The organism is Hwangdonia lutea (genome assembly GCF_032814565.1).
Lineage (GTDB): Bacteria > Bacteroidota > Bacteroidia > Flavobacteriales > Flavobacteriaceae > Hwangdonia > Hwangdonia lutea.
This window is the reverse complement of the sequence record NZ_CP136521.1, coordinates 773,762-793,591: the sequence shown is the minus strand read 5'-3', so window position 1 is coordinate 793,591 and position 19,830 is coordinate 773,762. Positions and strand designations below refer to the sequence as shown.

The window sequence follows — 19,830 nt, the reverse complement described above, 5'->3', positions numbered from 1 at the left end:
ATAGGTAGAAATAATGAACCCGGAATTTTGAACTTTAAACTTAAAATAGCTGAGCTACTTGCGTACAAACAAACTCTAAAAAGCGTTCGTCTGCTTCGGTAAACGGATCTGCTGTATTGGAGTCGATGTCTATTTGACCAATATTTTCCCCATTTACAAAAATGGGCACTACAATTTCAGCCTTTACGGTAATGCTGCACGCAATATAATTATCTTGAGCTGCCACATCGGGCACCACAAAATTTTGGTTGCTTAGGGCCACTTGTCCGCAAATGCCTTTTCCAAACGGAATTACGGTGTGGTCGGTGGGTTCGCCTACATAAGGGCCTAAATGCAATTCTTTTTTAGCGCTATCGGCAAAATAAAAGCCTACCCAATTGTAATATTCGATGTGGCGTTCCAATAACTGGCAAATCGATAATAATCGTTCGTCGGTAGTTTTATTGGCATTGGAAATTATGGTTTCAACCTGAGGTTTAAGGGCTTCAAAATTCATAAATAAAAAACTTTTGGTAAAAGTATTTAAAAAGGTGTACATTCGATATTTAGTTTCAGATAATTTTAACATTATACCTGTTTTTGTGTTCTCGATATAATTTTTTGATGCAGGTTGAAAAATAAAAACGCAAGCAAAAAAATACTCGAACTAACATTGGATTTTTTAATTTAATACTTTCTTTGAAAGCACTTTTTATAAAATATAGAGCCGTTGTAAAATTCATATTCACGTTTTTGGTTGTGTATGTGGTTTTTTCGTTGTTGTACCATTTTTATTTGGAATTTTCTGAAGGTTCTAAATTCTATCCGGATTATATTACTCATTTAGTGGCCAAACAAACTGAAGATTTGTTGAATGGTTTTGGTTACAGCGCACAGGTTTTACCGCACCCGGACGAGCCTTCGATGAAGGTTGTTGTTAACGGCAGCTACGTAGCACGGGTTATTGAAGGGTGTAATGCGGCAAGCGTTATTATCTTGTTTGTGTCTTTTGTTGTGGCATTTTCGGGCAAACTTAAAACCACATTGTTTTTTATGCTTTCGGGCAGTGTTTTAATATACACCGTTAATTTAATTCGGATTGCCATAATATGCATCGCCCTGTATCATTACCCGGAGCATCAAGAGTTTTTACATGGTGTGCTGTTTCCTGCAATTATTTACGGCATGGTTTTTTTATTGTGGATTTTCTGGGTGAATCGGTTTTCGAACTTAAAAAACAAGCATGGGTAAATTGGTGAAATACATGCTGCTTTTTTTGTTGTTTGGAATACTGATTTTTATCCGATGGTTTGAAAACGACTTGTTTTACGACCCGTATTTAGCCTTTTTTAAAAATGATTATTTATATGCCGATAGCCCGAATGTTGAAGTTTTCAAATTAACCATGTTTACCATTATACGATACACATTAAATACCCTTATTTCTTTAGCTATTTTGTTTGTTGTTTTTAAAGATAAAAGTGTCATCAAGTTTTCTGGGTTTATTTATATTTTGGCTTTTGTTTTACTCTTGATTGGCTATTTATACTTTGTTTTAAACCCAAAACAGGAAACCTATTACATCTTTTTTAATGTGCGCCGATTTTTAATTCAGCCAATAATCCTAATCCTTTTATTGCCAGCGTTTTATTATAATAGACTAAAAAATTAACTGTTAATCCTTTTATAAAAGCGAGTGAATATTTTTAAGTTTTTGTATTTTTGCTTCGATAGCTATAGGAATGATAAAACAAATCTTACATAAAAGCTTTTCTTTATTACTAGCCTTTTTGGTGCTATTTTCAACTGTATCTTTTACTATTGAAAAGCACTTTTGTGGCGATGTTTTAATTGATGTTGCGATGTTTGCCGAAGCCGAAAAATGCGAAATGGAAGCGTTTGCAATTCAGCAGAAAATGACTTGCTGTAAAGACGTCATAAAAGTGATTGTTGGGCAAGACGAATTAAATGTGTCTTCGTTTGATGATTTAGATTTCAAACACCAACAGTTTTTAGCATCCTTTGTTTATTCATTCACCAATCTTTTCAAAATACTTAAAAAAGAGATTGTTCCTCATAAAGATTATGCGCCACCCATTCTGGTCTCAGATATACAGGTGCTTCACGATACTTTCCTGATTTGATTTATTGTTTTTTGTAATTCCTACGTGCCACACTAAGTTTACCGAAGTTAAGGTCGAAATTTTTTGGCACACAACTTTTAATCAAACATCAAAATTTTACAATATTTCTAATAAATGAAACAAATCATATATATACTATTTATACTTCCTATGCTCAGCTTTTCGCAAGACAAGATAAGCGGATTGATTCTGGAAGCAAACGATAAAAACGAGCCTATAGGGTTAGCCGGCGCAAATGTTTATTGGCTGGACACCTCGGTTGGATCGGTAACTGATATCGATGGGAAATTCACGATACCTTATAAAAACGAATACAGCCAATTGGTGATTAGTTATGTGGGTTTTAAAACCGATACCATTACCGTAAACGAGCCAAAAGTAGTGCGACATTGGTTGCAATCTACAGATAATTTAGATGCAGTTACTATAACTTCCCGAAAACAAGCCACATCAAAATCGTACTTGCAAGCCACAAACGTGTTTACCGTGAGTAGCGACGAATTGCTTAAAGCGGCATGCTGTAATTTGTCTGAAAGTTTTGAAACCAATCCATCCATCGATGTTAATTTTGCCGATGCCGTTTCAGGTACGCGACAAATAAAAATGCTGGGTTTAACGAGTCCCTATATTTTAATAGCGACTGAAAACATTCCGTCAATTCGCGGTGCATCGCAAGCGTTCGGGATGAGTTTTATACCCGGGACTTGGGTAGAGAGTATTCAAATTACCAAAGGTGCGGGAAGTGCCGTTAATGGTTTCGAGAGTATTGCGGGACAAATAAATGCGGAATTGGTTAAGCCAACCACCGATGCAAGATTATTTGTAAATGCGTACACCAATGCCAACGGACGCTTGGAATTAAACACCCATTTAAACACGGCGGTTAACGAGAAGTGGAGTACAGGCCTTTATTTACACGGAAATTTAAGAGACACCAAGCACGATAATAATAACGATACTTTTTTAGATATGCCTTTGCAGGAACAGATAAACATCATGAACAGATGGCAATATATCGATACTGAAAAAGGCTTTGTATCTTTTATAAATCTGAAGTTTTTAAATGATGAAAAACAAACGGGACAAGAAAGCTTCAATCCTAAAACCGATAAGGGCACAACCAATGCTTGGGGTAGCGAAATTGATACCCGACGTTACGAAGTATCGACAAAATTTGGGTATGTAAATCCAGAACTAACATGGCAAAGTATAAGCTTGCAAACGGCTTATAGCAACCATAAGCAAGCATCGTATTTTGGTTTAAATCAATACGATATAACACATAATAGTTTGTATGCCAATGCTATTTATAATTCGATTATTAGCGATTCCAGACATAAGGTTAAAACAGGAATTAGCTATACGTACGATCATTACGATGAGTTTGTAAACACCAATGATTACGAAAGAACCGAGCGTTCAGTCGGTGCGTTTTTCGAGTATAATTTTGATAATCTGGAGAAACTGAATTTAACGGCCGGAATTCGCGTAGACAACCATAATTTAATGGGCACGTTTATTACGCCTAGGTTTCATGCGCGATACACACCTTGGGAAAAATCGGCGTTACGTGCGTCATTCGGTCGCGGTATACGCAGTGCCAATATTTTTGCCGAAAATCAAAGTATATTCTCAACCTCACGGGCAATTAATATTTTAAATACCGGTGGTGCTATTTATGGATTAGACCCAGAAATTGCCTGGAATTACGGGGTGTCTTTTTTACAGGGATTTAATCTTTTTAACAGAAAAGCAGATATTACTTTAGATTATTACCGTACCGATTTTCAAAATCAAGTGGTCGTAGATTTCGAAAACCCACAAGAGGTCAATTTTTATAATTTAGACGGCGATAGTTACGCCAATAGCTTTCAAATTGAATGGAATTACAATGCTTTCGAGCATTTCGATTTACGATTGGCGTACAAATATTACGATGTTAAAACCGATTATAATTCTGGTAAACTCTCAAAACCATTAGTGCCCACAAACCGTTTTTTTGCCAATGCATCTTACGAAACGAATATGAAAGAAAATGGTGCCCGATGGAAATTTGATACTACCTTTAATTGGTTGGGCGAACAGCGTTTTTCGTCAACCACGGGAAATCCTATTCAATATCAATTACCTGAAAACACACCAACACTTGGTACTTTAAATGCGCAAATAACTAAAGTGTTTTCTCCTAAATTTGAAGTATATTTAGGCGGTGAAAACATAACAAACGTAAAACAAGATAATCCCATTTTAGGAGCAAATGATCCTTTTGGTTCAAATTTTGATACTACTTTTGTTTATGGCCCCATTTTTGGAGCAAGTTATTATGCCGGATTACGGTTTAAAATAGAATAATCAGTCATTCCCTCCAAGGAGGGAGTTTTATAAATGGAACTAATATATAAACCTGTCATGCTGAGCGCAGTCGAAGCATCTTATTAAAAAAAATTATAAATATTAAATGAGATTCCCGTCTTCACGGGAATGAAAAAAACTTAATTATGAAAAAAATAATGATTTTAGCACTTATGCTAATAGGAACAACAACCTTTGCACAAAACAAAAACCAAAAAGCCTCCATTGAAGTCGATGGTGTTTGTATGATGTGTAAAAACCGCATTGAAAAAGCCTGCTTAACCTCAAAAGGTGTAAAGTCGGCCGATTGGAACGTGAAAACCCACGAGTTAAAACTGATTTACGACGCCCGTAAAACCGATTTAAAAGCCATACAGAAAACTATCGCTAAAGTGGGGCACGATACTAAAGAGGTAAAAGCAACCGACGAGGCTTATGCTTCTGTACACCCATGTTGTAAATATCGCGATGATAAGGTGATTGACGACCATAAAGACGAGGGTGAAGAAAAACCAAAAAACTAGAAAAATTCACTTTTAATATTAAAAACCCAAAGTTTGTTGCTTTGGGTTTTTTTGTAAAAAAAATCTATATTAGTGCTTTAAGAAAACAAATCAACATGAAAAAAATTTACATTGCTTGCCTCAGTTTATTTTTAACTCTATCAACTTTTGCACAGGTTACAGATGTTGCAACGGGGTTAAATTCTCCAAATTGTTTAGCAGTAAAAGGTGATTATTTATACATAGCTGAACTTAATGGTAATAAAATCTCTAAAATTGATTTAACTATTTCAAACCCAACACCAATTACCGTAATAACAGGGGTAAATGCTCCTAGGGGTTTAGTGTTTAATGGCGATGAGTTGTACATATCTGAGAATTCTGAGAACAAGATTTCCAAAATAAACGTTACAGATGTAACGCCAACCAAAACAGACTTAATAACAGGGATAACCAACCCGGGCAGGATGGTATTACATGGAAACGCTTTATATATAGCTGAAGACCCCAATGCCCCACCGGTTAATAATAAAAAAATTTATAAAGTAGATGTTTCTCAACCAACCCCCACACTAAGCACTTTTGTTACTGGTGTAAGAACCGCAAAGGATCTATGGATTACTGGCAACTATATGTACATTGCAGTATATCAAGGAAATAAAATATCTAAAGTTGACATAACAGCCGCTACGCCTGTTTTAACAGATGAAATAACAGGAATGCCCGCACCTATTGGATTGGCTTTAGATGGGAACGATTTGTACATAAGCCACTATACAGCGGCTGGTGGAGGTGGTAACAAAATCTCGAAAATTGATATAACGGTTATGCCGCAAACTACTGCAACAACAGTAATTCCATCTATATCTAACCCTGCAGATATATTGCTTGTTGGCAGCGATATGTACATAGCTCAATTGTCATTAAATAAAATTTCTAAATTCTCTTTAAATGCACTTTCTGTAAGTGCCTCAGTATTTGAAGAACTATCTGTTTTTCCTAACCCATCACTGCAATATTTGCAAATTTCAGGTTTAACTCGAACGGAAAACTACAAAATATATAACACTTTGGGTGTGGAGGTAGCTAAAGGTAATTTAGTGCCAAATCACAAAATAACCATTAGTCAATTAAAAAGTGGTCTTTATTTTTTAGAAATAGCCAACAACAATACGTTTAAGTTTGTTAAAAAATAGAGTGAGTGTTTTAGCTAATGCGAATAATTGATAAAACTATCAATAAATACAATAGGCTGTTAATTTAAAATGTAAATTGCTGAATATTAACTCTTAGATTGTCCTTCATTTCAAAATTTAGTATCTTTACTCAGTCAAATCGATTATTCACTCAATATAACTTTCACAACAATCTGTCTTGGGATAGATTTGATGAAAACAAAATATATAGAATTATGAAATGAGCCATAAAAACTAAGTTGATACTAACACAAAGGTTTATTGGCGAATTACATTTGACCTATAAAAAAATACAAATAAACAAATGAAAACACAATTAAAACTCACCCCAAAAAAAGTAATCAACACTTTAGGTTTTGTAACCGTATTAATGATTACAACCCTTATGTTTAATCCGGTTTACGGACAAACAGAAGAAGCGAATTCTACCGAAGTGCAGCAAAACGAGCGCATCGTTAAAGGCATTATCACCAATGATGAAGGGCCTGTGGAGAGCGCCAGCATTACCTTAAAAGGTTCTAAAGTAGGAACGGTGTCTAACAGCAAAGGCGAATTTACATTTCCGCAAGCACTAAAAACAGGCGATGTTCTGCTTATTAACTATTTGGGTTACGAAACCATTGCCGTAAAAATTAAGGACGATACCACTTTTATTAGACCAGTGTTAAGCGAAGATTTAATTGAATTCGTGGGTGCTTTAAATTCCAATAAACCTTATAAATCCAAACGGTCTAATTAATAATTAGCATTTTGATAGCCTTGTTTAAATGAAAATTATACGCTGTTTATTTTTGTTCATTTTTGTGCTCCAATCGCATGCTCAAATTTCTGATTTTGAAACTATTGATTTTAAGAAAGCCGATAGAATAGCGTTGGAATACAAAAATGAAAGGCTTGATAAATTACCCGAATTGGTACACAAACTTACCTCGAATTTAACTACCGATGTAGAGCGTTTTAGAGCCATTTTTACTTGGGTTTGCAATAATATTGCCAATGACTACGGCATGTATTCAAAAAATATGCGAAAACGGCAACGCTTTAAAAACGATAGTGTTAAGCTTGAAAACTGGAATACCGAATTTAGAAAAGCGACCCTTAAAAAACTCCTAAAAAACAATAGAACCATTTGCACGGGTTACGCTTATCTGTTAAAGGAGCTTGCGAATTTAGCCAACATTGAATGCGAAATGGTGCATGGTTTTGCCAAAACAAGCACGATAAATATCGAATCGCTCGACATGCCAAACCACACTTGGAATGCGGTTAGATTAAATGGCAAATGGTATTTGTGCGACCCCACTTGGGCGAGTGGCATTCCCAATCCAGAAACCTTTCAATTTCAATTTCTTTATAATGACGGCTTCTTTTTGGCCAACCCCAAACTGTTTGTTATCGACCATTTTCCGGTCGACGAAAAATGGTTGCTTTTAGATGATATCAATACATCTTCGTTTGAAACGTTTATAGAATCACCAATAATTTACGGACAGGCTTATGCGAATCTCAGCAACCATATTCAGCCTAAAAAGATGCACAACACCATTCAGAAAAACGAAAAAATCACCTTTAAGTTTCAGCTTCTTAAACCGGCAAACGCAAAAGACGTAACACTTTTAATTGATAGCGGGAATAACAGTAAAACCATACGTCCAGAATCAACTGTTGTAAAAAACGAATCTTTAACTTTTGAATATAAATTCAAATACACCGGTTTTTACGATGTGCATTTTTTACTTGGTGACGATTTAATTTCCACATATACGTTTAAGGTAAAAAGCTAAGGCGGCCTAAAAACTAACTTATTTATTTATAATATTTCCATAAAAATTTTTATAGCATATAATGACGTAAAAATGTATTTTCGCCTTTTAAAATTTTGCAAATGACAATGACTGAGTTTGAGCCTATTATAGAAGTTATAGAAGAGGCTTATGAAGTACCCCACTTAAATGCCACCAGAAAAATATCGGCATTATTACCACACGATTATTACGAAACCGATAAAAAATATCCAGTTTTATACCTTCAAGATGGGCAAAACCTTTTTAATCCGTTAGCTAAATACGGCGATTGGGCGATTGATAAATCGATGGCAAAATTGGCCGAAGAAGGGCTGAGCGATATTATAATTATAGCCATAGATCACGGTGAAGAGGAACGTATTATTGAATACTTGCCGTATTATCACCCACGTTTTGGCAAAGGCAAAGGAAATTTTTATATCCAATTTATGATTGATAAATTAATTCCTTACATTAACAGTCATTACCGAACATTAACCGATTTTGAGCACACCGGTATTGGCGGTAGTTCTATGGGTGGATTAATAAGTTTACACGCCGGTTTATCAAATCCCGGGGTTTTTGGTAAAATGATGATTTTTTCACCTAGTTTATGGATTTCGAGAATGATTTTTAACAACACCAAAACCTTTTCGCCCTTAAACGAATCTAAAATTTATTTGTACGCTGGCGGACAAGAAAGTAAAGAGCACTTGCCAAATGCCAGAATGTTGGATACCATTATTAGAAACAAAATGGAAAAGGGGCATAACATAGATTTTCATTTTTCAGTGAAGGAATCGGGCGATCATTCCGAAGTACATTGGCGCGAGGAGTTTCCCAAAGCTGTAAAATGGCTTTTCTTTAATAAAAAAACATGAAATTTAAACACACACAAAACTTAGATAATAATAAGGACATCATAATTCCTTGTAAAAAGGGAAAACTTGATTGTCTGGAAGAATTCACTTCTATAAAAAACCTTGATTTTGAGGGTGAATTGTCAACCCATCAACTTATTTATGGTGATGCTGGAAATAGAATTTATCTTTTAGGATTGGGCGAAGAGAAGGATGCCGTAAAAATTGAAGAAGCCTTTAGGAAACTAGCTTTTAATACTAAAAAGAATTGGAGCAAAAGCATTCAGGTTGATGCGCAATCACTGTCGGAAGATGCGGTTAAACAAGCGGTTATTGGTTTGGAATTGTCTAATTATGAAATCGGTCAGTTTAAATCCGAGAAGAAAAAACAGTCCAAACTAGAAATCAATTTCATATCAAAAAAAGATATTACAATTCAGCTTAAAGAGGGCAAATACACAGGCGAAACCACCAACCAAATAAAAGCTTTGGTTGATGCACCGGCAAATTATAAAACGCCTGAATTTTTAGGCGATTGGGCAACAAAATCGGCTAAAACATACAATTATAAATGTACCGTTTTACATCAAAACGAATTAAAAAAACAAGGTTTCGATGCTGTAATTGCGGTTGGCCAGGGCAGTGTTAATCCGCCGGTGGTTATCGTTACTGAATACATTACAAAACCAAATGCCAAAATAGATATTGGTTTGGTGGGCAAGGGCATCACCTTTGATACGGGCGGACTATCCATAAAACCATCCACCAATTTGCACTATATGAAAAGCGATATGGGTGGTGCTGCCGTGGTTTTGGGCGTTGTGGAATTGGTTGCCAAATTAAAATTGGATGTGAATATGGTCGGTATTGTCGCTTCCGCGGAAAATGCCGTAGACAAAAACAGTTACAGACCGGGCGATGTGATTAACTCATATTCGGGCAAAACCATCGAAATTATCGATACCGATGCCGAAGGACGTTTGGTTTTAGCTGATGGATTGAGTTATTTAATAAAGGAATTTCGGCCGGAAAAAATTATTGATATTGCCACATTAACAGGAAGTGTGGTGCGGACTTTGGCATTTTCAGCAGCAGGAATGTTTACCAATAATACCGAAATGGCAAAAACCATGTCGGATATTGGTTATAAAACCAACGAGCGTGTGTGGCAACTGCCTTTATTTGAAGATTTTGAAGCCGATTTGCACTCAGATATTGCAGATTTGCGTAACTTTAGTGGTAAACCCATTGCGGGAGCCATTAATGCCGCTAAATTTTTAGAAGCGTTTACGGAGTCTCATAAAAACTGGATGCATTTGGACATTGCAGGTGTGTCTTTTGGCGATTCGCCCTATTCAAAAATGAAAAGTGCTTCTGGTTTTGGTGTGCAATTAATTACCAATTATGTAAAATCTTTAAACTAAAAAAACATGTCTATGCAGCCGCTCAATTTCATTTGTATTTCCACTTATTTTAAAGGTGAAGATTTTATAAAACAATGCAAAGCCGAGGGCAATCAAGTGTATTTGTTAACCATGAAAAATTTAGAACATGAAAATTGGCCGTGGGAAGCAATAGATGATGTGTTTTATGTTGAAAATTGGAATGATACCGATGTTATTAAAGGATTGGCGTACAAATACAGAAGCATTAAGTTTGACCGCTTTGTAGCATTAGACGATTTTGATGTAGAAAATGTAGCTGCCATTCGCGAACATTTTAGAATGCCTGGAATGGGCAGTACTACGGCGCGCTATTTTAGAGATAAATTGGCTATGCGTATCAAAGCGAAGGAAGAAGGGATAAATGTGCCAGAGTTTACAGCCTTGTTTAATGATGGTGCTATAAATAATTATGCCGATAATGTTAGTCCGCCTTGGTTGCTAAAACCACGTTCGGAAGCTTCGGCAGCTGGAATAAAAAAAATACATTCTAAAGACGAACTTTGGGAAGTCGTGCATAGTTTGGGCGATGAGCGCGACGATTTTTTAGTTGAAAAATTTGCTCCGGGTGATGTGTATCATGTCGACGGATTAAATGTTGACGGTAAAGTCCTTTTTTCTCGGGTTAGTAAATATTTAGACACGCCTTTTGAGGTTGCCCATGGCGGCGGTATTTTTAGATCGGCCACTTGTGAAATCGGGTCAAAAACTGAAAAAGCGTTAACCAAAATGAATGCTGAAGTTATGAAAGCTTTCGGTATGCAATTTGGCGCATCACATACCGAGTTTATTGCTTCAAAAGCTACGGGCGAACTGTTTTTTTTAGAAACGTCGTCTAGGGTTGGAGGTGCTAATTTAGCAGAAATGGTGGCCTTCGCTTCGGGCGTTAACTTATGGACTGAATGGGCACGAATTGAATCGGACACTCTAAAAAAGCAAACCTATAAATTACCAAAAACCCACAATAAATACGCTGGTATAGTGGTGTCTTTAAGTCGCTATGAATATCCAGATACCTCTAGTTTTACCGATGAGGAAATCGTATGGCGTATGCACAAACCATGGCACATAGGTCTTATTGTGGTGTCGGAATCCAGTGAGCGTGTACTGGAGTTGTTAGACATGTACACAAGCCGTATTGCCAACGAATTTCACGCGAGTTTACCGGCACCAGATAGTTTAAGGGATTAGCTGAATTTTTTTAGTTTTACATGTCATAGCAATGGTAAAAATAATTTTAAAAGCTTCGTGATTGTTTACGGAGCTTTTCTATTTTTATGAAAATCTTTTTAAAATGAAACGTATTGTATTTGTGTTAGTCGTTATGGTGTTTTTTTCTTGTAAAAAGGAAGATAAGTTTAAGTCTAGGAATTTTTATAAGGTTGAAATTGAGCATATTGTAGAAGATTCTTTGTTGAATGTTAGGGCAATCGAATTACACAAAAAAGATAGTATTGGTGTTTTTGCTACTTCAAATGGAGAGTTTGGTGCTTTTGCCTTTGATAGTAATAAAAGTGGATTAGCTTATCAAATACAATATGACTCCATTGTTCCAAATTTTAGATCGCTAGCATTGACTTCCCAAGCGGTTTATGTTTTAAGTATTTCTTCACCATCTTTATTATATAAGGTAACTATGTATACAGATTCCATTAACTATATAGAAAACCACCCCAAAGCTTTTTACGATTCCATGGATTTTTGGAACGACAACGAAGGCATTGCCATTGGCGATCCAACCGAGGATTGCATGAGTATCATCATCACCCGCGATGGCGGGGAAACTTGGACTAAACTATCCTGCGACGATTTACCAAAAGCTAAAGATGGCGAAGCGGCATTTGCTGCCAGCGATACCAATATTGCTATTGTTGGCGATAATACTTGGGTGGCCACAGGAGGGAAGGCGAGCAGGGTTTTATATTCGCCAGATAAAGGCAAAACGTGGGACGTTTTTGAAACACCAATTATTCAAGGATTGGAAACCACGGGTATTTATTCCATCGATTTTTATGATGATTTAAATGGGTTTGCCATAGGTGGCGATTACACCAAGCCGGACGATAATGCTGCCAATAAAATAAGGACAACCGATGGCGGAAAAACCTGGGATCTGGTGGCACAAAACCAAAATCCCGGTTACCGAAGCTGTGTGCAATACATGCCAAGCGGAAAAGGGAAGGAGCTTGTTGCCATAGGTTTTAAAGGGATTGATTATAGTAACGATTCCGGGAATACTTGGAAGCGTTTAAGTGATGAGGGTTTTTATACCATCAGGTTTTTAAACGATAGTGTGGCTTATGCTGCTGGCGCAGGAAGAATTTCTAAGCTCACGTTTAGGGAGCAATGAATTTGTCTAAAAAAGTCTTTTCGAATTGTATGTGTCAGGTTGAGCTTGTCGAAACCAATCTTGATTATCAGTAAGTCAAAATATTTCGACAAGCTCAATATGACATAGAATTAGACCTTTCAGATAGCGGCATTCTAATTCCTTTTTTTACCTTCTTGTCTTCTTTTTTTATATTGCTCAAATAGTTTTCTTTTAAAGCTTTCTTCCGCAATCTGCAATAAAAGAATCTTTTTTGGAGAAATGATGGTTTTTAGTTTATTAGCTAATGTAACACGCTCGTTGTGCATACTGTTTTCAGCTTGATACAACCTATCCAATAATTCTTGAGATTTTTTATCGGTAAGTGTTTCATAATTGTCTTTAATCTCTTTACGAATGCTTCTAATGTCTTGGTGTTTTAACTTATGAATATTATCGTCGTAAGTATTATATATGGGCCAAAACTGTTGTGCTTCTTGTGCAGACAGGTTTAATGTTTCTGTAATATGCGCTACTTTAAGTGCTTTAATATGCTCTCTTCTATCATTCTCTTGAGAAAAGGCAGTTAGTGTTAAACTCGCGAAAAGCACTGTTATAATAATCTTTTTCATGCTTAGTTTATAGGTTTAATCTATTAATAAATCTTCAATGTTTGCGTTATTCAATAAATAATCTTCTAACGAATCTTCTGTGATTTGGGTGTTTGTAAAAGCTTCGGAATTTAATTCTTCGTCTGTTAATAAAGTGGCTAATTCGTAAGTTGTAAAACCTTCCTCAGCTAAATAATTTTCTATGGATGCGATTTCCAACGAATCGAAAGTTAATTTTTCAGGCGTATTAAAAAATAGGTTAAACATAAGTATTATACTTGCCGCAACTGCAGATGCATATGCCATTTTCCTCCAAGAAAATAACGAAACGACTTTGGTGTCTTTTTGATTTTGAACCGTACTCAAAATAGCGTCGTCAATCGTTTCAAAATAATCGTTTGGCACTTTAAACCCTGTTGTTTTAATGTCATCTAATTTATTTTGAGCTTTTAACTTGGCTAAAAGTTTGTCATCAAAAGACTCAAAATAGTTGTCTGGCGTTTTAAAGCCCGAGGATTTCATGTTATGTAAATTCTTGTTTTTCATGGTATTAGTTGGACTATTTTATGCTTAAAAGGTTTAATTTTTAGTTAAATAGTCTTCAATTTTTTTAACGGCTATATGGTATGATGCTTTTAGCGCGCCTTCGCTGGTTTCTAAAATTTCTGCCATATCTTTATATTTAATATCCTCAAAATACTTCATATTAAAAACCAATTGCTGCTTTTGCGGTAGCGTTGCGATGGCTTGTTGTAATTTTAACTGAATGGCATCGCCCTCAAAATACACATCGGTGGTTAAATTGTTTATGGCCATTTGCTGCACCTCTTCATTACTTACCTGTAAGCGTTTTGCATTTTTATTAATGAACGTAATCGATTCGTTTGTGGCTATTCTGTACATCCAAGAATACAGTTTACTTTCCCCCTTAAAGTTATTAATATTTTTATAAATTTTTATGAACGTGTTTTGAAGCACATCATCAGCATCATCGTGCGATTTAACAATGTTGCGAATATGCCAATATAAGCGTTCCTTATAAAGCGTTAGCAAAGTTTTGAAAGCTTGCTCTTTATAGGTTTTAGATTGCAATTGTTCTAATAGCTGTGCGTCGTCAATCAAAGAAAATGGTTTGGTTTTTAGACTATTAAATATAATAAAAGTTTAATGTGAATTTTTTTATTATTTTCTCAATATCATAAAACACTGATAGACAATTAATTAAACCAAAAAACATCGATGAAGTGTATTTTAAATACGATTAAATGCATTTTTTTCTTGTGTAGTCTGTTTTTTTACTTTATGTTTGTACCAGAAACCTACTTATGTTGCTAGTTTTGTCCCCAAGTCTAGCAATGAATAAAAAAAGGATAGAAGCCCCAAATCTCTATCCTTTTTTGTTTTTTTTAATGTTTGTTCACTTATTCAAAACTCTGCATTTCCACTAATTTTTTGTAGGTACCATTTTTGGCAATGAGTTCGTTGTGTTGCCCCTGTTCATCAATTTGACCCTTATTTAAAACCACAATTTCATCGGCATTTTGAATGGTTGATAAACGGTGTGCAATAACAATGGATGTTCTATTTTTCATCATATTTTCCAAAGCGACTTGTACCAAGCGTTCGCTTTCGGTATCGAGTGCCGATGTGGCTTCGTCTAAAACCATAATGGGTGGACTTTTTAATACGGCGCGGGCAATACTTAAACGTTGTTTTTGTCCGCCAGAAAGCTTGTTTCCGGAATCGCCAATATTGGTATTGATGCCTTCTGGTAAATCTTTAACAAACTCCCAAGCATTGGCTACTTTTAGGGCTTCAATAATTTCTTCGTCGGTAGCATTGTCTTTACCCAATGTCATATTGTTTTTTATGCTTTCGTTAAACAAAATAGCATCTTGGGTTACAATGCCCAATTGTGCGCGTAAAGAGCCTGTGGATAAGTCGCGAATATCGATGCCATCAATTAAAATTTGCCCTTTGTTAACATCGTAAAAACGGGTAATCAAATTGGCGATGGTCGATTTTCCACTACCGGATTGCCCAACAAGCGCAACGGTTTTCCCTTTGGGAATGGTTAAAGAAAAATCCTTTAAAACATAGTCGTCTTGATATTTAAAGGAAATATTGTCAAATTTAATTTCAGAGTCGAAACTGTTTTTTTCAATAGCATTTTCTTTATCCTTTAAAGGATTTGGCGTATCGATGATTTCTTGAATACGTTCTGCGGCAGCACCACCTTTTTTAATGTTGTAAAGCGCCCTCGAAATGGCTTTTGCCGGTGTCAATATATTGTATGATAGCCCCATATAAACGAGAAATGTACTGCCGTCTAATTCAGAATCGCCAGTAAGCACCAAATTACCACCGTACCATAAAATAACGGCAATCATGAGAATGCCCAAGAATTCGCTGCTTGGCGATGCTAGATTTTGACGGTTGAGTAACTTGTTTGAAAAATGATAAAACCTTGTGGTCGACTCTTGAAACCGTTCGTTAAATTTTTCTTCGGCATTAAAACCCTTAATGATGCGCAGTCCCGTAAGTGTTTCTTCCAATGCGGAGAGAAATATGCCTTGTTCTTTTTGAACACGATCTGATTTTCGTTTTAAACTTTTACCAATTTTTGAAATGATAAAACCCATTACAGGGATGAAAATGAAAATAAATAGGGTGAGCTGCGGACTGATGTACAGCATGATTGTGATGGTGAAAATAATGGTTAAAGGCTCCCTAACAATAAGCTCTAAAACCGATAAAAACGAATATTGTAAATCTAAAACATCGCTGGTTACCCGCGATAAAATATCGCCTTTTCGTTGCTCGGAAAAATATGAAAGTGGTAATTCAACCGTTTTTTTGTAAACTTTATTTCTAATGTCCCTAATTACACCATTTCTAAGAAATACTAAAAAATAATTCGCTAAATAGCCAAAAATATTTTTCAATAAAAACATAACAACTATAAGTGCAACCACAAAAATTAAAGCCTTCGAGTCGTCTCCACCGGTAAATTGGTGCATGTTGTATGCCAATAGTTTTTCAACGTAATCGTCAATTTCCATTAAGCCTGTATAAACCGGTTCTGTAGGAATTATTTGTGCAGTGGGTTGCCCCAAATCATCAAGAGGGTCTTTCTTAAAAATAACATCCAGCATGGGCTTTAATGCTACAAATGAAAGGGTGCCAAATAAAGCAAAAAACACATTAGAAATAATGTGTCCTATGGCATAACGCTTATAAGGTTTTGCGTATTTTAAAATATTTATAAAGTGATTCATTAACTCAATTTCATGTCTTTTACAATGGCCGCTATTTTTTTGTCGAGTTGCGCTTCTACGGTTTTATATTCTGAGGCAGAATTTAAATTGGTGTTAACACTCATATAAAATTTAATTTTTGGCTCGGTACCACTTGGTCTTAATGCCACTTGAGTACCATCTTCGGTGTAATAAATAAGCACATTGGATTTTGGGAGGTTAATAGGGCTTTCTTCTCCAGTAATCATATTTTTTGAAACCGATAATTGATAGTCTTCAATTTTAGTAACTTTGGAGCCGTTTACTTCGGTTAGCGGATTCTCGCGGGCATCAATCATCATTTGTTTTATTTCTTCGGCGCCTTCAATCCCTTTTTTGGTTAATGCGATTAGGTGTTCTTTGTAAAAACCATGTTCAACGTACAAATCTATTAACTCTTTATAAACCGAACTGCCATTTGCATTGGCTTGAGCTGCAATTTCGCAAGCTAAAAGCGTTGAGGTTACCGCATCTTTGTCGCGTACAAAATCGCCAACCATATAGCCGAAACTTTCTTCGCCACCACCAATAAAATTAAGATTTTTGTTTTCGTGGATTAACTGGGCTATCCATTTAAAACCAGTAAGTACAATTTTACTCTCTACATTATATGAAGCCGCAAGTGTGCTTAACAAGGGTGTTGAAACGATGGTAGAGGCAATGAATTCCTTACCTGTAATTTTGCCTTGTTTTTCCCATTGTTTTAACAAAAACTGCGTCATTACCAACATAGTTTGATTACCGTTAAGCAACTGTAATTCGTTTTTTGTGTTGCGCACGGCAATACCTAATCTGTCGCAATCGGGGTCGGTACCAATAACAATATCGGCGTTCACTTTTTCGGCTAGTTCCAATGCCATTTTTAATGCCGCGGGCTCTTCCGGATTTGGTGAAGCTACGGTTGGGAAATCGCCATTGGGCACTTCCTGCTCTTTAACAATGTGCACGTTTTTGTAACCCGCACGTTTTAAGGTTTCGGGTACTGCTGTAATTGAGGTGCCATGAAGCGACGTAAAAACAATAGTTAAATCGTCTTTCGCGGCTTGGGGCGTGTTAAAGCTTCCGTTGCGTACCGAAGCATCTATAAACGCGTCGTCAACCTCTTTTCCTATGTATTGGATTAAATCGTTATTGGCTTCAAATTTAATGTCGGTGTAGTCTAGACTTTCTATCTCATTAATAATGGCATTGTCATGCGGGGGTACCAGTTGCCCGCCATCTCGCCAATACACTTTATAGCCGTTATATTCTGGTGGGTTGTGCGATGCCGTTAACACGATGCCACAGTGGCAGTTGAGGTGTTTTAATGCGAATGATAATTCTGGAGTGGGTCTTAAATCTTCAAATAAATAGACTTTAATGCCGTTTGCCGAAAACACATCGGCCACTACTTTGGCTAACGATTTACTATTATGCCTGCAATCGTAAGCAATTACGGCTTTTGGGGTTTCGTTAGGGAAAGATTTATGTAAATAATCACTTAAACCTTGGGTGTTTTTTCCTAGGGTATATTTGTTGATTCTGTTGGTGCCAACACCCATAATGCCACGCATTCCTCCAGTTCCGAATTCTAGGTTTTTATAAAAACTTTCCTGGATATCCTTTGGATTATTGGCAATGCTATCTTTGATGGTTTGCTGCGTTTCTTCATCGAAAGTTGGGGTTAACCACGAGTTTATTCGGTCTAAAATTTCAGGTTTAATATGAATCATCTTTAAGCATTGATAAGTTAAACAAACGCTAAAATAAGCATTTCGTTAGTTAGTTTATTGTTTTAAATTTAAGAAATATAATTTTTATAATTATAATAATTTCGCTCTAATAATTTAATTAAAAATTCAATTCGTCTTTAATTAAATAGCGTTTTTTATTTTGCTTGGTGCGTAAAATAATTTCGCCTAAAAAGCCAGCCACAAAAAACTGGGTACCAATTATCATTGTAACAAGTGCTATGTAAAATTGGGGGCGTTGGGTAATGAGTCGTCCCATGGGGTTTAAAAATAACTTGTCTATGCCCAAATAAGTAGCAAAGCCGAATCCAATGGCAAACATTAAAAAGCCTAATGCGCCAAACAAATGCATGGGGCGTTTGCCAAACCGTGACAAAAACCAAATGGTTATTAAATCTAAAAAACCGTGTACAAAACGGTTCATTCCAAATTTGGTTTCACCGTATTTTCTAGCTTGGTGCTGCACAATTTTTTCGCCAATTTTTGTGAATCCAGCATTTTTAGAAAGCACAGGAATATAGCGGTGCATTTCGCCATTAACATCAATGTTTTTTACAACATCCAGTTTGTAGGCTTTAAGGCCGCAATTAAAATCGTTCAGTTTTACACCTGAGGTTTTTCTGGCCGCCCAATTAAATAATTTTGATGGTAAATTTTTTGCCAGTACCGAATCGTAGCGTTTCTTTTTCCAGCCCGAAACCAAATCGAAGCCGTCGTTAACTATCATGTTGTACAGTTCTGGAATTTCGTTTGGATTGTCTTGTAAATCGGCATCCATGGTAATCACCACATCGCCTTGGGCTTTTTCGAAACCTGCGTGTAGGGCTTGTGATTTTCCAAAGTTTTTTAAAAACCGAATACCTTTAACGTGGCTGTTTTGCTTCGATAAGTGGCTAATAATTTGCCAGGAATCATCGGTACTGCCATCGTCTATAAAAATAACTTCATACGAAAAATGATTGGACTGCATAACTTTGGCAATCCAATCATTTAGTTCTGTTAGGGATTCTTGTTCGTTAAGTAGTGGTATAACTACAGATATATTCATGTATAGGTGTCAAGATTTTACATGTCAAAAGTAATGAAATTATGCTTCGTCTGGATTATTTTTTTTAACAACTAAAGCTACGATTAACCCAACAAGACTGTATCCGATTAGCTGAAAAGCTAAAGATTGCAAAACCTTGCCAATGGCAAACATGCTTTCGTCGGCCTCCATTTTTTCTACGGTTTCGGCAATCGCTTCTTCCGGTGCGTTAAAACTACGCATCATTTCAACCGTTGAATCTAATATTTTTTCTTTTAAAGCGACTGCCGCGTCTGGGTCAATAAAATTAAAAATCAAAATACTCACCACTGTACTTATGGCTAAACCTAGAGCCACGGTAATAAAATATGAAGTAAATGCTTGTTTGTAGCTAATAAATCCGTTTAAAGCACCCCTGGATTTCATGGAAGAGATAATCCCGAAAATGATAATTATTATGAGCATGCCAATACCAAACCACCATTTCGTAAATAAATCGAGATTAACATACCCCAATAAGGTTAATAACGATAGGACAATACCCAAATACAAACCATAATTTGTAGCAATAGATTTAATAGATTTTTCCATAATATTT

At 36.0% G+C, this 19,830-nt stretch carries 20 protein-coding genes; 12 read left to right on the top strand and 8 right to left on the bottom strand.

The features are described from left to right. Positions 1-40 precede the first annotated feature (40 nt). Complete coding sequence (locus RNZ46_RS03405; RefSeq protein WP_316984961.1) at positions 41-496, bottom strand: GAF domain-containing protein; 456 nt, start codon at positions 494-496, stop codon at positions 41-43. 155 nt (positions 497-651) lie between these two features. Here RNZ46_RS03405 and xrtF point away from each other — a divergent pair, with 155 nt between their 5' ends. The 12 genes from xrtF to RNZ46_RS03345 all read left to right on the top strand — a co-directional run bounded on the left by xrtF (position 652) and on the right by RNZ46_RS03345 (position 12,610). Then, positions 652-1,230: an exosortase family protein XrtF gene (gene xrtF, locus RNZ46_RS03400; RefSeq protein ID WP_316984960.1), complete on the top strand. Its 579-nt coding sequence runs from the start codon at positions 652-654 to the stop codon at positions 1,228-1,230. Next, positions 1,223-1,651: an exosortase F system-associated membrane protein gene (locus tag RNZ46_RS03395; protein ID WP_316983983.1), complete on the top strand. Its 429-nt coding sequence runs from the start codon at positions 1,223-1,225 to the stop codon at positions 1,649-1,651. Before xrtF ends, RNZ46_RS03395 begins: the two co-directional genes overlap by 8 nt. 70 nt (positions 1,652-1,721) lie before the next feature. Then, a complete protein-coding gene (locus RNZ46_RS03390) occupies positions 1,722-2,123 on the top strand; it encodes an HYC_CC_PP family protein (RefSeq protein ID WP_316983982.1) in 402 nt (133 codons plus the stop codon). A 114-nt stretch (positions 2,124-2,237) separates the two neighbouring features. Continuing rightward, positions 2,238-4,475, top strand: coding sequence for a TonB-dependent receptor (locus RNZ46_RS03385; RefSeq protein WP_316983981.1), 2,238 nt, complete (start codon positions 2,238-2,240; stop codon positions 4,473-4,475). A 146-nt stretch (positions 4,476-4,621) separates the two neighbouring features. Further along, positions 4,622-4,999, top strand: a complete 378-nt coding sequence (locus RNZ46_RS03380) for a heavy-metal-associated domain-containing protein (protein WP_316983980.1) — start codon at positions 4,622-4,624, stop codon at positions 4,997-4,999. Between the two features lie 95 nt (positions 5,000-5,094). Further along, entirely contained in the window at positions 5,095-6,174 is a 1,080-nt protein-coding gene (locus tag RNZ46_RS03375; protein ID WP_316983979.1) for a T9SS type A sorting domain-containing protein, read from the top strand. Positions 6,175-6,478: 304 nt separating this feature from the next. After that, positions 6,479-6,913: a carboxypeptidase-like regulatory domain-containing protein gene (locus RNZ46_RS03370; protein WP_316983978.1), complete on the top strand. Its 435-nt coding sequence runs from the start codon at positions 6,479-6,481 to the stop codon at positions 6,911-6,913. Positions 6,914-6,941: 28 nt separating this feature from the next. Continuing rightward, positions 6,942-7,958: a transglutaminase domain-containing protein gene (locus RNZ46_RS03365; protein ID WP_316983977.1), complete on the top strand. Its 1,017-nt coding sequence runs from the start codon at positions 6,942-6,944 to the stop codon at positions 7,956-7,958. 101 nt (positions 7,959-8,059) lie between these two features. Then, positions 8,060-8,839, top strand: coding sequence for an alpha/beta hydrolase (locus RNZ46_RS03360; RefSeq protein ID WP_316983976.1), 780 nt, complete (start codon positions 8,060-8,062; stop codon positions 8,837-8,839). After that, entirely contained in the window at positions 8,836-10,242 is a 1,407-nt protein-coding gene (locus RNZ46_RS03355; RefSeq protein ID WP_316983975.1) for a leucyl aminopeptidase family protein, read from the top strand. The genes RNZ46_RS03360 and RNZ46_RS03355 overlap by 4 nt, the downstream gene beginning before the upstream one ends. A 12-nt stretch (positions 10,243-10,254) precedes the next feature. Further along, entirely contained in the window at positions 10,255-11,451 is a 1,197-nt protein-coding gene (locus RNZ46_RS03350; RefSeq protein ID WP_316983974.1) for an ATP-grasp domain-containing protein, read from the top strand. A 103-nt stretch (positions 11,452-11,554) separates the two neighbouring features. Then, positions 11,555-12,610 carry a WD40/YVTN/BNR-like repeat-containing protein gene (locus RNZ46_RS03345; protein WP_316983973.1) on the top strand — a complete coding sequence of 352 codons (1,056 nt, stop codon included), beginning with the start codon at positions 11,555-11,557 and terminating at the stop codon, positions 12,608-12,610. Positions 12,611-12,744: 134 nt separating this feature from the next. Here RNZ46_RS03345 and RNZ46_RS03340 read toward each other — a convergent pair whose 3' ends face one another. From RNZ46_RS03340 to RNZ46_RS03310, 7 genes are all read right to left on the bottom strand, one after another. Continuing rightward, complete coding sequence (locus tag RNZ46_RS03340; RefSeq protein WP_316983972.1) at positions 12,745-13,200, bottom strand: sensor of ECF-type sigma factor; 456 nt, start codon at positions 13,198-13,200, stop codon at positions 12,745-12,747. Between the two features lie 15 nt (positions 13,201-13,215). Next, positions 13,216-13,725 (bottom strand): hypothetical protein, encoded by a 510-nt coding sequence (locus RNZ46_RS03335; protein WP_316983971.1) that lies wholly within the window; start codon positions 13,723-13,725, stop codon positions 13,216-13,218. Positions 13,726-13,758: 33 nt separating this feature from the next. Further along, entirely contained in the window at positions 13,759-14,301 is a 543-nt protein-coding gene (locus tag RNZ46_RS03330) for an RNA polymerase sigma factor (RefSeq protein ID WP_316983970.1), read from the bottom strand. A 299-nt stretch (positions 14,302-14,600) separates the two neighbouring features. Then, complete coding sequence (locus tag RNZ46_RS03325) at positions 14,601-16,457, bottom strand: ABC transporter ATP-binding protein (protein ID WP_316983969.1); 1,857 nt, start codon at positions 16,455-16,457, stop codon at positions 14,601-14,603. After that, entirely contained in the window at positions 16,457-18,187 is a 1,731-nt protein-coding gene (locus tag RNZ46_RS03320) for a phospho-sugar mutase (RefSeq protein ID WP_316983968.1), read from the bottom strand. The genes RNZ46_RS03325 and RNZ46_RS03320 overlap by 1 nt, the downstream gene beginning before the upstream one ends. Before the next feature lie 118 nt (positions 18,188-18,305). Then, positions 18,306-19,253 (bottom strand): glycosyltransferase family 2 protein, encoded by a 948-nt coding sequence (locus RNZ46_RS03315; RefSeq protein WP_316983967.1) that lies wholly within the window; start codon positions 19,251-19,253, stop codon positions 18,306-18,308. 39 nt (positions 19,254-19,292) lie between these two features. Beyond that, positions 19,293-19,823: a DUF4199 domain-containing protein gene (locus RNZ46_RS03310; RefSeq protein WP_316983966.1), complete on the bottom strand. Its 531-nt coding sequence runs from the start codon at positions 19,821-19,823 to the stop codon at positions 19,293-19,295. Between the last annotated feature and the right edge of the window lie 7 nt (positions 19,824-19,830).